Origin of the sequence: Ochrobactrum soli (assembly GCF_003664555.1) — a bacterium.
GTDB classification, from domain to species: Bacteria; Pseudomonadota; Alphaproteobacteria; order Rhizobiales; family Rhizobiaceae; genus Brucella; species Brucella teleogrylli.
Window position 1 is genome coordinate 1 of the sequence record NZ_RCHH01000024.1, and the last position, 12,606, is coordinate 12,606.

Genomic DNA, 12,606 nt, shown 5'->3' on the forward strand with positions numbered 1-12,606 from the left:
ACAATCATCCAAATAGCCAGATCGACGACCTGCTGCCTTGGGCCTATGCCGCAACGCACGATCTCAAAGCCGTGGCCTGAAAACAGCGCTTACAACGAATGAAACTGCTAAGTCTCTGCAAAAAATTAAAATTTCTGCGCATTGAGTATGAAAATAACGGGCCTCAGATTCACATCCCTTCAAGGCGTAGCGGTCTACGCTCTAACGAAAGTTCGCTTCTTGACTAGCAATCAGATCCGCACATGACCGCTTTGCGTGTTCATTCCGGTCGTTTAGGCTGCCGAAAAGTTTGCTGAAAGCGGTCGTTTCGCTTTTCATACTAATAATGACTGCGAAGGGTTGGTTTGCGGATCGACAGCTATCGGACCCGGGTTAACGGAAGCGGATATTTATCGAATCCTCGGACCGCGCTAAAGGTGGAGGATGACTGAATTGCGTTCTGGCCTTCCGATAGTTTCATTTGCTGATCAAATTGCACTGGAGAGCTGGTTGGCGGAGCAACCGAGCGATTCCAAGGGTGCGTGGGTTAGATTTCGTAAGAAGGGTTCGAGCATCGCAAGCGTCACCAAAGCTCAGGCGATCGACAGTGCCCTTTGCTATGGCTGGATCGACGGTCAACTCGACAAGTACGACGCTGACAGCTGGTTAGTCCGCTTTACACTCCGCCGACCGCGTAGCAAGTGGTCGGATGAAAATCGGAAACGCGCGCTGGAACTGATCTCGGCGGGGCGCATGCAATCGTCTGGGCAATTGGAAATTGATAAAGCGATGGCAGATGGCAGATGGGAGGCGGCGTATGCACCAGCTAGCAAAGCTGAGGTCCCAACGGACTTGCAGACTGCGCTCGATGCGAACCCGAAGGCCGCAGCTTTCTTCGCTACGCTCACTGGCGCTAACCGATATGCGATCTTGCATCGGATTGGCGCGGTGAAGAAAGCTGAGACCAGAGCCCGAAAGATCAGGGATTTTGTTGGTATGCTTGAACGCGGAGAGACCATTCACGGCTGAAACGGCCGTTTTCGGAGCCGCCCTCTTCTGGTTCTGGCGACCGATATTGGGTCGCTAGCGGTCGGACTGTTTAGCGCCTTCATTTCGGACGTTCGCGGTGCCGAAAAGTTTACTGATAGCGGTCGTTTCGCTTTTCATACTGTTAGCGACCGCGAAGGGGTGGAAAGTGGACTGGGCGCTATTGGAGAGCTGCCCGTGGTTGGCGGCAAAAGTCCCAGACAAACAGGAAATCGAAACGTGGACTGATCTGACCCTGTCCACCGACGGCTGACATAAAGCGGAATTTTGTTCTTGACGTTCTGCCTACTAGAAGGTAGACAAAACACATGAGTAATCTTTCAACGACCTCCGACGACATCTTGGCTTCTGCCCGAACCCTCATCATGAATGGGGGCTACAATGGATTCAGTTATGCTGACATCTCGGAAGAGGTCGGAATCAGAAAGGCCAGCATTCACCACCATTTTCCGAGCAAGGTCGATCTGGTGCGTGAGCTGGTCAAGCGGTATCGCGAAGATGGTCAGGCGAGCGTGGTAGTCCTTGAACAGAACGTTCCGGATGCACTCGACATCCTTAAGGTTTATGCAAACCACTGGTCGAGATGCATTGAGGATGCCAGCCGACCTTACTGCGTGTGTGCTCTGCTTGCCGGTGAGCTGCCGTCCCTGCCGCCGGAGGTCGCAAAGGAGGTTACGGCCTTCTTTGGCTTCATCTCTTCATGGCTAACCTCAGTCATTGAGCGTGGCTCCAGGGAGGGTTCCCTCACTCTCACCAGTGCGCCGGATGTTGAAGCCGAAACATTTCTGGCAACTGTATACGGGGCAATGCTCTCGGCGAGGGCCTATGGGAAGCCGGAAGTGTTCTCAATGATACTCGAACCTGCCCTCAATCGTCTTACGCCGACTGTCTCTCACTAATCCCGGGTAGCCAGGCTACCCGGGTCAATCGCGTCAGCGACACTACCAACTAGTAGGAAGATAAAAATGAGAAATGTTTTCCCAGCCTTGGCCCTCGGGCTGACCTGCATCCTTTCTGTAACTGTCCTTTCGACACCCGCATCTGCCGGGGATAAGAAAGCCGCGCCGATCCATGTCCGCGGCAGCATAGTCGACTACCAGGGGTCAACGCTCAAAGTGAAGACCCGCGAAGGTGAGACCGTCGATGTCGCTCTTGCCGGCGACTGGAAAGTCGCCAGCGTTGCCAAGGCAAAGATCACCGACATCAAGCCGGGCGATTTTGTGGGTATCGCATCATTGCCAAAGGCCGACGGCGGCGATGGCGCGCTTGAGGTCCTCATTTTCCCGCCGGCAATGAAAGGCACAGGCGAGGGGAGCTACGGCTGGGATCTGAAGCCCGACAGCAGCATGACCAATGCGACGGTCGCGGATGCCGTTAAAGGCGTCGATGGCCGGACTGTCACCGTGACCTATCATGGCAAGGAAAAGAAGATCGCCATTCCGGATGGGACACCGGTCGTGACCATTGCCGCGGCCACCAAGGATGATCTCGATCCTGGCGCCGTTGTCTTCATCACCGCCGAAAAGGCTGCAACAGGCCCGATAGCCCACCAGGTGGTCGTCGGCAAGAATGGCGTGGTTCCACCCATGTGAAGACCACGCCGCTACTGGCCGGAGCAGGCGCCTTACTGCTTCGGCCAGCGACCAGAGATCGACGCTGCCTGGTCTGCAGCCGCTAAATGCACAGATGAAAGACGCTGAGATGAGCGCACACGCTTCCAATGACAATGTTCAATATCCTCGGACGATCTTTATCCGCCGCCACTCCGTTGTGACCCGGCTTACGCACTGGCTGAACGTGCTTTGCCTGAGTTTCCTTCTTTTGAGCGGGCTGCAGATCTTCAACGCCCACCCCGAACTATACTGGGGACATTCTGGCGCCGACGGTGATCCTGCCGTCGTGACGATTGGCGCCGATGACAAAGGCGGCGAACCGCGCGGTTTTGTTCGCGTTGCAGGCCTGGAACTACCCACCACAGGCGTCCTTGGCGTTTCTCAGGCTGACGGCGAACAAGTCTCACGCGCTTTTCCCTCCTGGGCAACCATCCCTTCATTCCAGGATCTTGCGGCCGGACGTCGCTGGCATTTCTTCTTCGCCTGGCTGTTCGTGATCAACGGCATTATTTATCTCGGCTTCAGCGTGCTGAGCGGACATTTCCGCAAAGACCTTGCTCCAAAGCTCCATGAGATTTCGCCGCGCCACCTCGCTCGCGAAATCCTCGACCACGCTCGTCTCCGCTTTCCCAAAGGGGAGAAGGCTAGGCATTACAATGCACTTCAGAAGCTCACCTATCTGGCGGTCATTGTCGTCCTCCTGCCTCTGATGGTTTTGACAGGCCTTACCATGTCACCAGGCGTCGATGCCGCTCTGCCGTCCCTTGTCGATATTTTCGGCGGACGCCAGTCCGCGCGCACGATCCATTTCATCACAGCGTCGGCGCTTGTCGTCTTCGTAATCGTGCACCTGATAATGGTGGTCCTGTCCGGGAGCTGGAACAACATCCGCTCAATGATCACTGGACGCTATGCGATCCGGGAAAAAGGCCCGCAATCATGAGCAAGCTTTTTACCCGGCGCCGCTTTCTCATCGGCGGCACGCTTGGCGCCAGTGCTCTGACCCTGTCAGGTTGTGACCTGCTAGACCAGAACGCTGATATCGCGAATGTCCTTCGCTCAGCCGAGAGCCTGACCATGAAGGCGCAGAGACTGCTTCAAGGGCGCGATGCGCTGGCGCGTGAGTTTGACGAAAAGGACATCTCTTCCTCCTTCCGCGTCAATGGAACGAGTGCTCCTGACAGCGACGAATATGCGGAACTGCTCGAAGGAAAGTTTGCAAACTGGCGACTGAAGGTCGACGGCCTTGTTGCTCGGCCTCGAGAGTTTTCGCTCGCCGATTTGAAAACGCTCCCCTCCCGAACGCAGATCACCCGCCATGACTGCGTTGAAGGCTGGAGCGCCATCGGCAAATGGACGGGCGTGCCGCTCGCTCATCTGTTGCGCCTGACCGGGGTCGAGCCTACGGCGCGCTTTGTAGTGTTGCATTGTGCGGACGAGCTCGAAAAGACGCTCGATGGAAGCGGACGCTATTACGAGAGCATCGATCTCATCGACGCGGTTCATCCTCAAACCATCCTCGCCTACGAGATGAATGGTCAGGACCTCAGCGTTGGCCACGGGGCGCCCTTGCGTCTCAGGGTCGAGCGGCAACTGGGGTACAAACAGGCAAAGTACATCATGCGCATCGAATTGGTCGACAGCTTCGCCGGCCTGTGGGGCGGTAACGGCGGCTATTGGGAAGATCGCGGGTACGAATGGTACGCCGGCATCTAAGGCCATTAAATGGCGAACCGCAGGAAAACAATCCATGAGCCGACGCAAAGTCCAACAAGTGATGCCGATATCAGCAATCGCGCCTTCACGACAGGTTGAAATCAACCGAACCAGTTCGATCCTGACGGCCGATGGGCGGGCAGGAGGCGATCGGCGGCACCTTCGAGAAAAGCATGCGGATCAAGGGTATCCACGGCCGCAGGGGCAGAGGTTCCTCTCACAGCGGCCCGCATGACCTCGATAGTTCCGAAATGTCAGCTGGGAAACTATCCGGCGAAAGAGATCGCATCGGCCGTCCTGAATGGAACGAGAACCCTCTTTAGCAAGCATATCGGCTTCATCTGACGACGCTAGTGCGAACCATTAGTCAACCAGTTCAGAAAGTGGAAGAAAACAATGTCGAACAACCAGACCTCCCGCGCCCCGCGCGGCAACGACCAGTGGCTCAAGAAGTACTACTTTACCAGAGCGGCCTTCTCAGTGCTGTGGGTCGCGGCTGCATTGACTGCCGGACGGCACTCCTTTGCGGTGGCTGCCGCACTGCTGATCATCTATCCCGCCTGGGATGCAATCGCGAACGTTTTCGATGCTGCAAGGAGTGGTGGTCTTGCCGCCAACCGAAGCCAGGCGATCAACGTCGCAGCAAGCTCGCTTATGACGATAGCCGTGATCCTGGCGCTAACAATGAGCATGAACTGGGTTCTCGGTGCTTTTGGTCTATGGGCGATCTTTTCGGGGCTGTTGCAGCTTGGAACTGCCGTGCGGCGTTGGAAAACGAGTGGAGGTCAGTGGGCGATGATTTTGAGCGGTGGCCAATCCTCTGTGGCCGGGGCGCTCTTCATCTTTCAAGCGCAAATGCCGCAGGAGCCTTCTATCTCCACGGTTGCGGGCTACGCTGGCGTCGGAGCATTCTACTTTCTGGTTTCGGCAATATGGTTGACGATTGCCCTGTCACGTCGCAATGCGCATCCCGTCTCGTGAGCTGCACTTCGCACCATTGAAACTGCCTGGAGAGGATTTAAATCATGACGCATGATGCGGCAGAGCAATTTGCTTCCTATCGGAAGAGCATCGACAATCTGGATTCAGCTCTTCTCAATATTTTGGCCGAACGCTTTCGCTGTACCGAGCAGGTCGGCCACCTGAAAGCCGAACAGGCGATGCCGGCGATTGATAGTGAGCGGGAGCGTCGCCAAATGGATCGACTGAAGAGCATCGCCAATGATGTCGGTCTCAGTCAGCACTTTGTCGAAGGACTAATGAGAATGATAGTGAGGGCTGTGGTGGAGCGGCACAAGGAGATTGCGGCCAGCAAGTGACGTGTCTGCCTCGTCTATCTGCCACCACAGTGATTTAAACGACGTCGCAGGGTGAACCGATCTTCTTCGGGCGAGTTACCATGCAGAGGCATTTGTGAGGTGGTCTGAGACGGTCGAAATGAACGCACGAAGACGCTGAAGACGTCGCAGGTCCCGGTGATATCCCATCCAGACGTCTCGCGCCGGCGGGGGTTTGGGGAGTTCCAGTCTGCGGAGACCCGGGATCTGATTACCCACAACGCGGGGCAGGACGGCGATTCCAACGCCCTGTTTGCACATTCGCCCCTGGACGTTTCGGTTGTTTGATCGCAGCACGGGTCTCGCGTTCGGGAAACTCTCGGCGAGCCAGGCGATATCGGGGAACTGCCCGGTCGAAGTATCGTGGGTGATCAGCCGGAAACCAGTCCCGTCGCCATATTCAGGGTCAGGCGACTCCTCGGCGATGTAGACGCCGTATTCGAGCCTGAACAGCCGCCGTTGAACGACATCGGCAGTGTCGAACGGAACAATACGAAAGGCGACGTCGGCCTCCCTTTGGGCGAGGTTGAACAGGCGGGTGCCGGTCAGTATCTCGACGTCTACATTGGGGTAGGCTTTCGAGAAATCTGCCAAGATGGGGGGCAGAACATAGGCACCGAACCAGTCTGCTGATGAGATACGCAGACTGCCTTTGAGGTTTTGCTCCTGTCCTGCAAGGCGCCGCTCCATGGCCAGCGCGCCTTCTTCCATCTGCTCTGCCAGAGTAATGATCCCATGGCCCTCTTCGGTAAGCACGAGGCCGTCCGCGGTCCGCTGGAAGAGCGAGTGGCCGATCGCCTCCTCAAGGGCACGCAGCCGTCTGCCGACGGTCGGATGGCTTGTATGAAGAGCACGCGCAGCGCCGCCGAGTGTGCCGGATCGTGCAATCGCAAGGAAGATTTTTACATCACTCCATTCCACGGCCGAGCCCTTACAAAAATGAACATTGAAAATACAAAACTGTCACTTCAAGTACAAATATAAACATATAGATTCAAGTCATACTTCGAAAACAAGTGGAGAAACGTCATGAAAACGTGGTTCATCACAGGCTGCTCGAGCGGCTTCGGACAACGGCTCGCGATCGCTGCAGCACAGCGCGGCGATCAGGTTGTCGCGACTGCCCGCAATGTCAAAACGATCGAAGACATGGCTCGGCCGTTCGACGGCCGTATGATCACCTTGCCGCTCGACGTGACGAATGTAGCGGCAGCCAAAGCCGCAGTCGCAAAGGCGGTCGAGACATTCGGTGGCTTTGATGTACTTGTGAACAATGCCGGCTACGGACTGTTTGGCGCGCTCGAGGAAGGCACGTCCGAAGAATATCGACCAATGTTTGAGGTGAACGTTTTCGGTCTTATCGAAACCACCAGAGCAGCGCTGCCGACCTTGCGACGTTCTGGCGGAACGATCGTCAACATATCGTCCGGCGCAGGGATCGCGGGGAGCGGCGGCGCAGCATACTACAATGCCGCCAAGTTTGCGGTTGAAGGGGTTTCCGAGGCGCTCGCCGGTGAGCTGAAGCCGTTCGGCATCCGCGTGCTGATCGTCGAGCCTGGGCCGTTTCGCACCGATTTCCTCGGCCGTTCGATCACGATGGCGGCCAACGAGATGCCGGAATACGCTGAGAGTTCGCGTAGGCATTATCGCGAAACCAATAACGGCAATCAGGCGGGAGACCCTGATAAGGCGGTCGCGGTAATCCTGCAGGCGGCCGACGCCGATGACACCCCGCTTCATCTGCCGCTTGGGCCCGTCGCGCATTCGATCGCTGAGCGAAAGCTTGCTTCGTTCCGCAGCGATATCGACGCTTGGCGCGATATCTCGATCGCCACCGATTTCGATCAGCCCTGAGCTGGTCGTGAGCTCAGTTTAACATCAACATCGACGGAAAAGAGTTATGATCCCGACATTGGAAGGGTTTTCCCAGCAGCTGGTGCCTGTGAATGGCATCAAGATCAATGCCGTCACGGGGGGCTCAGGCCCGGCGATCCTTCTACTTCACGGTTGGCCGGAAACCTGGTGGGAATGGCACCACGTCATGCCGCTGCTGGCCGAACATTTTAGCGTGGTCGCCATTGATCTGCGCGGTGCGGGTTTTTCCGACTGCCCGCTTGACGGCTACGACAAGGCGACGATGGCGCGCGACGCGCACGAGGTCATGATCGCCCTTGGGCATGAACGCTACGCCGTATGCGGCCATGACATCGGCGGAATGGTGGCGCTTCCGCAGGCCGCTATCTATCGAGATGCGGTTACTCACCTTGCCGTCCTCGATGTTCCGCTTCCTGGCTGGAGCCGGTGGGAGGTGGCGACGGCAAAGATCTGGCACTTTGCGTTCCATGCTAACCGGGATCTGCCAGAGCGTCTGATCTATGGCCGCGAATACGACTATGTCTCGGCCTTCATGGCGGAGCGGTTTTACGACCACAGCACCTTTAATCCTGAAGACATCGAAATCTATGCGAAAGCCATGGCCCTCCCTGGCCGCACCCGAGGCGGCATGGAATGGTATCGCACCCTGACCGCAGATCATGCCGCTTCGCTTGACTATAAAAAGCACCCGCTGGAGATACCGGCGTTAGGGCTTGGCGGGGAGCATCGTTTCGGTGCGCATATGGTCCCGATGCTCAAGGAGTTCGCCACAGATGTAACGGGCGGCTCGATTGCCCGCTGCAGTCACTATTTGGCGGACGAGCGCCCGGATGAAGTGGCCGCTGCTCTCATCGATTTCCTCAAGGCCAAGTGAACGCTGCGATCCGGGCAAATTGGGCTCGATCGCGCTCGATTGATTTAACAAGAAAGGAAAATTGTCATGACTGCACCTCAAATTCGCGGCGTAAATCACATCGGCATCACGGTGCCCGACATTGAAGCAGCAAAATTATTTCTGGTAGAAGCTTTCGGTGGCCAGGTGATCTATCAATCCTTCGGGCCCCAGGATCCGCCGCGGCAGGGCCCCGAATTCGAACGGGCCACTGGTGCATTCCCAGGCACCGTTGTCCGTGCACAGGCGATGGTCAAGATCGGAACCGGCCCCGATATCGAGCTCTTCGAAATGCACGGCCCCCAACAAGTCCAGCCTGTTCGCCCTAGCGATTTCGGCATTACCCACTTCGGCGTCTATACCGACGACATCGATGCATCGGTCAAACGCTTTGAAAAGGCAGGAGGCTCGCCCCTAACCGCGCCCCGCGATATTCCCTATACGACCGAGAAAGGCCAAGGGAACAAGGTCTGCTACTGCCGCACGCCGTGGGGCACGATGATCGAGTTTATCACCACGCCTGATCGCATGGGTTATCACGATCAGACGGATCTGCGCCGGTGGCAGGATGAGGAATGAGCGAGAGTTTTAAACCAAATCGCCTCGCCGCAGCTTTCTATCGCACTCGGCGAAGGAAGGTCGCACCTCCACGTCAGATCCCGGCTAGCTATTGGATCGTATCGAAGTCTTGCCCTGTTCCGCTGCAGGACGCCAACAGATGCCGAGCCGCCCACGATCACATCCGCCTCTTCTTGGACAGGGAAAGACATGTCCATGGCTCAATGATCGAAGTATTGTCATTCGAAACACAAAATTAACGGAAATATTATCATGTCCATAATTAGCAAAGCAGCGGCTGGTCTCGCAGTTTCGTTTTTATCCTCTACTGCTGTTACAGCCCCGGCCTTAGCGGACGCACGCAACATTGTGCTCGTTCATGGCGCGCTCGTCGATGGTTCTGGTTGGCGCGGCGTTTATGACATCCTGACCCGCGACGGCTACAATGTCAGCATTGTCCAGCAGCCGCTTACAAGTCTGGAACAAGACGTCGGAGCTACCAGACGCATTCTCGATCAGCAGGACGGAAACGTTGTTCTCGTCGGTCACAGCTACGGGGGTACGATCATCACGGCGGCAGGCGATGATCCGAAGGTCAAGGCACTTGTTTATGTCGCAGCGCTACAGCCTGAAAAGGGTGAAAGCACCACACAATTGCTCCAGTCTATGCCGTCACCCACCAAGGATATCAAGCCGTCGAAGGATGGGTTCCTCCTTATCGACCCGTCAAAGTTCGCTGCGGATTTCGGAGCAGATCTGCCCAAGGCTCAAGCCGAGTTCATGGCCCGGTCTCAGATGCCCGTCGCTGTTGCCGCCACCGATACGCAGGTACCTGTTGCCGCCTGGCACGATAAGCCGAGCTACGCAATCGTCGCGAAGGACGACATGACGATAAACCCCAACTTGGAGCGCTGGATGTACAAGCGTGCTGGTTCAACGGTGACAGAGGTCGAGGGCAGCCACGCAATCTACATCTCGCAGGCGACTGCAGTCGCAAAGGTTATCGAGGAAGCAGCCAAAGCTGCTAAGTAGCGGCGGCATGAATTATGCAAAAGTCGTTTGTGTCGATGGACTGCCAGCCGCGTCTCGTCTGGGAACGTGACGCGGCTATTTTGAGACATGTATCTGAGTTTGGGAACGAGCCGTTGAAAACGCATCCATCTCTATCTCAAAGATGAAGAGCGTTATCGGCCGAATTGGCCTGAAACCGCGTGAGGTTCCTTACCGTTTTGAGCGTTTGATGAACGTTTTTGATTACAAACGCAAATATACAGATTTCACTCCGGCGGGCGAAGTGAAAGGCTGCCCGACATCGCCGGCCGTTTTGACTATTAATCCAGCGGCGCTTGAAAATTCGCGAGGCATGGACCGCTAGCAATAAGTAACCTTTGCGAGGACCACTATGGATCGAGAGATCATCATACCCGACGAGATGCGAGAAATTGTCAGCCGAGCAGGTTATGCTCCCGCAGTTAAAGTCGGAGACACAATTTACGTCGTCGGCCAAGTCGGCCGGACAAGGGATCTAAAGATCATTCATGATCCGGCAGAGCAATTCAGAGCTATGTGGGACAATTTACGGATTGTCGTCGGAGCCGCTCATTGCACGTTCGATGACATCGTGGAAATGACAAGCTATCACGTCGAAATGTCCAAGCACATGGACGTGTTCCGGACCGTCAAAAACGAGGTCTTTCCGAAGGGAACCTATGCGTGGACCCGGATAGGTGTCTCTGAGCTCGCGCACCAGGGACTCCTCGCTGAGGTGAAATGTGTTGCCGTAAAGCGATGATGGAACGCGTATGTCGCGAACGAACGTCTCCACGCTGAGCATAAAAGTTACAGCAGCCTAGTGTATAGGAGACGGTGGACTTTGGTTCGGTTCCTATCAATGCGTATCGGCAAGGGTGGGGTTGTTAAGAATCTTGACTGGCAATCTGGGAATGAAACGACTGGCTCAGTTACTTAGTCTCAATTCTATTTAGTTCAACGATTTCATCATGTGTAACGCCGCCTTGAGACTGCATGAATTTCTCAATCAGGCGATCTCGATTAACTGGTGCTTTAAGCCTGTCAGCCGATTCCAGTGCCAGAACCAATTCGTCCTTGGTCAGCTCCGTGCAATAGGCGGGCGTTCCGGGTTGTTGACGCCAAGATTCCGATAAAACTCCGGCATCGACTGCATCAAAACCAGTTTCCTCGACGAGCCCCATGATGATCGATTTAGAAGCTGGCTCATCACCGGACACAGGTATCGCTATGCGGCCCGCTGTTCCCTTCGGGCTGCCACGTTCGGCCAGAGTGGTCGCCAATGCAGCATTCCAGGCCTTGATAACTGGAAGTCCAAGTTGCAGTTCGACCCAGACGCTCTCTGGTATGCCACCATCGATGCCTGAAATCACGCCGTCGCGGAAAGGGTAGTAGTTGGACGTATCAACGACTATCGTGTTCCGTGGAACCTTGAGAAAGTGACAGGTTAACTCACGATAACTCGAAAATGGAATGGACAGGATAACTACATCGACATCTTCTAACGCCCCCTCCTTCGTGACGGTTGTCGCCCCGATGTCGTGCGCCAGAGCGCGAAGAGATTCCGGACCTTTTGAGTTTGCGATTTTAACTTCATGGCCGGAAGCTGCCAGCTTCCTTGCGAGGGTAGCACCAATATTGCCAGCGCCAATGACACCGATTTTCATAAGAGATTCCTTAAGTTAAGGGATAACTATCCAACTAGACCGGTAGGCCCGATTGTTTACGCAGGCTTTTATCGAATGCCGCTTCAGGTACCAGACGGCGCAGCAATCGTATTTTTCCAGCGAGCTTTCCGGCGGGGTAGCGGCGCTTGGGAGAGGTCGCAGTTGCAGCTGCGAGAACTGTAGTCGCTACCGTCTCGGGGGTATCTCCGACAGCGATCTGATCGCGCAAGTGCTCCGACATCGTAAAGCGCATCGGCTCATACAGGCCGATAGGCTGATCGGGCTTCAGTACGTTTTCCTCAAAGGCGGAGCGAGTATAGGCAGGCTCGATCAGAACCACCCGAATTCCGAACGTGCGAACCTCGTGATCGAGAGATTCCGAATAGCCCTCGATTGCATGTTTGGTTGAGGCATAAAGCGCGTTGTAAGGCGCCGGGATGAGACCGAGTACCGAGCTCATATTTATAATGCGGCCTGACTTCTGTTTCCGCATTACGGGTAGAACTGCGTTCGTAACACGGATGACACCGAAAACATTCACATCAAACAAGGCTTGCGCCTGAGCGATTGAGGATTCTTCCGCCCCGGCCAGGAGGCCAATGCCGGCATTGTTTACCAGCACATCAATCGAGCCAGCTTCCTTCAAGACAGTCTCGACCAGCTTTCCCACCGATGTCTCATCAGTGACATCGCAAGGCACCATGGTAATGCCGTCGGCATTTTCGTAATTTGCGCGCCTGCTTGTCCCGAACACACGGTATCCGGCGTTTAGCAATGCTTTTGCCGTGGCCAGGCCGATGCCGGAAGAGGCCCCGGTGACAAGAGCGACATCAGGTTTTGAGCGATTCATGGGAGCGGTCCTCAGTGTTTCACGACTAACCGTAGTAAGCCTG

General features: G+C 55.8%; 15 protein-coding genes. 12 read left to right on the top strand and 3 right to left on the bottom strand.

Features of this window, described 5'->3' with window-relative positions; all coding sequences use genetic code 11:
- Window positions 1-423: 423 nt before the first annotated feature.
- From D8666_RS22185 to D8666_RS22220, 7 genes are all read left to right on the top strand, one after another.
- Complete coding sequence (locus tag D8666_RS22185) at window positions 424-1,008, top strand: YdeI/OmpD-associated family protein (RefSeq protein WP_121539465.1); 585 nt, start codon at window positions 424-426, stop codon at window positions 1,006-1,008.
- A gap of 326 nt (window positions 1,009-1,334) precedes the next feature.
- The gene (locus D8666_RS22190; RefSeq protein ID WP_121539466.1) at window positions 1,335-1,925 is read left to right on the top strand and encodes a TetR/AcrR family transcriptional regulator; all 591 of its coding nucleotides are present in this window, start codon (window positions 1,335-1,337) and stop codon (window positions 1,923-1,925) included.
- A gap of 66 nt (window positions 1,926-1,991) precedes the next feature.
- Window positions 1,992-2,618, top strand: a complete 627-nt coding sequence (locus D8666_RS22195; protein ID WP_121539467.1) for a hypothetical protein — start codon at window positions 1,992-1,994, stop codon at window positions 2,616-2,618.
- Window positions 2,619-2,727: 109 nt separating this feature from the next.
- Window positions 2,728-3,582: a cytochrome b/b6 domain-containing protein gene (locus D8666_RS22200; RefSeq protein WP_121539468.1), complete on the top strand. Its 855-nt coding sequence runs from the start codon at window positions 2,728-2,730 to the stop codon at window positions 3,580-3,582.
- Complete coding sequence (locus tag D8666_RS22205) at window positions 3,579-4,355, top strand: molybdopterin-binding protein (RefSeq protein ID WP_121539469.1); 777 nt, start codon at window positions 3,579-3,581, stop codon at window positions 4,353-4,355. Before D8666_RS22200 ends, D8666_RS22205 begins: the two co-directional genes overlap by 4 nt.
- A gap of 396 nt (window positions 4,356-4,751) precedes the next feature.
- Window positions 4,752-5,336 carry a DUF308 domain-containing protein gene (locus D8666_RS22215; RefSeq protein WP_121539470.1) on the top strand — a complete coding sequence of 195 codons (585 nt, stop codon included), beginning with the start codon at window positions 4,752-4,754 and terminating at the stop codon, window positions 5,334-5,336.
- Between the two features lie 44 nt (window positions 5,337-5,380).
- Window positions 5,381-5,674 carry a chorismate mutase gene (locus tag D8666_RS22220; RefSeq protein ID WP_121539471.1) on the top strand — a complete coding sequence of 98 codons (294 nt, stop codon included), beginning with the start codon at window positions 5,381-5,383 and terminating at the stop codon, window positions 5,672-5,674.
- A 75-nt stretch (window positions 5,675-5,749) separates the two neighbouring features.
- On the opposite strand, the gene D8666_RS22225 is transcribed toward D8666_RS22220, so the two are convergent.
- Complete coding sequence (locus D8666_RS22225; RefSeq protein WP_121539472.1) at window positions 5,750-6,613, bottom strand: LysR family transcriptional regulator; 864 nt, start codon at window positions 6,611-6,613, stop codon at window positions 5,750-5,752.
- Between the two features lie 108 nt (window positions 6,614-6,721).
- On the opposite strand from D8666_RS22225, the gene D8666_RS22230 reads away from it, so the two are divergent.
- The 5 genes from D8666_RS22230 to D8666_RS22255 all read left to right on the top strand — a co-directional run bounded on the left by D8666_RS22230 (window position 6,722) and on the right by D8666_RS22255 (window position 10,809).
- Window positions 6,722-7,546: an oxidoreductase gene (locus D8666_RS22230; protein ID WP_121539473.1), complete on the top strand. Its 825-nt coding sequence runs from the start codon at window positions 6,722-6,724 to the stop codon at window positions 7,544-7,546.
- Window positions 7,547-7,592: 46 nt separating this feature from the next.
- Entirely contained in the window at window positions 7,593-8,441 is an 849-nt protein-coding gene (locus D8666_RS22235; RefSeq protein ID WP_121539474.1) for an alpha/beta fold hydrolase, read from the top strand.
- 66 nt (window positions 8,442-8,507) lie between these two features.
- On the top strand, window positions 8,508-9,038 hold the full coding sequence (locus D8666_RS22240) for a VOC family protein (RefSeq protein ID WP_121539475.1): 531 nt from the start codon (window positions 8,508-8,510) through the stop codon (window positions 9,036-9,038).
- 252 nt (window positions 9,039-9,290) lie between these two features.
- The gene (locus tag D8666_RS22245) at window positions 9,291-10,049 is read left to right on the top strand and encodes an alpha/beta fold hydrolase (RefSeq protein WP_121539476.1); all 759 of its coding nucleotides are present in this window, start codon (window positions 9,291-9,293) and stop codon (window positions 10,047-10,049) included.
- A gap of 400 nt (window positions 10,050-10,449) precedes the next feature.
- Window positions 10,450-10,809 (top strand): RidA family protein, encoded by a 360-nt coding sequence (locus D8666_RS22255; protein WP_235859051.1) that lies wholly within the window; start codon window positions 10,450-10,452, stop codon window positions 10,807-10,809.
- A gap of 169 nt (window positions 10,810-10,978) precedes the next feature.
- Here the strand turns inward: D8666_RS22255 and D8666_RS22260 are convergent, their stop codons facing one another.
- Complete coding sequence (locus tag D8666_RS22260; protein WP_121539479.1) at window positions 10,979-11,713, bottom strand: NADPH-dependent F420 reductase; 735 nt, start codon at window positions 11,711-11,713, stop codon at window positions 10,979-10,981.
- A 34-nt stretch (window positions 11,714-11,747) separates the two neighbouring features.
- Entirely contained in the window at window positions 11,748-12,563 is an 816-nt protein-coding gene (locus D8666_RS22265) for an oxidoreductase (protein WP_121539480.1), read from the bottom strand.
- Window positions 12,564-12,606 lie beyond the last annotated feature (43 nt).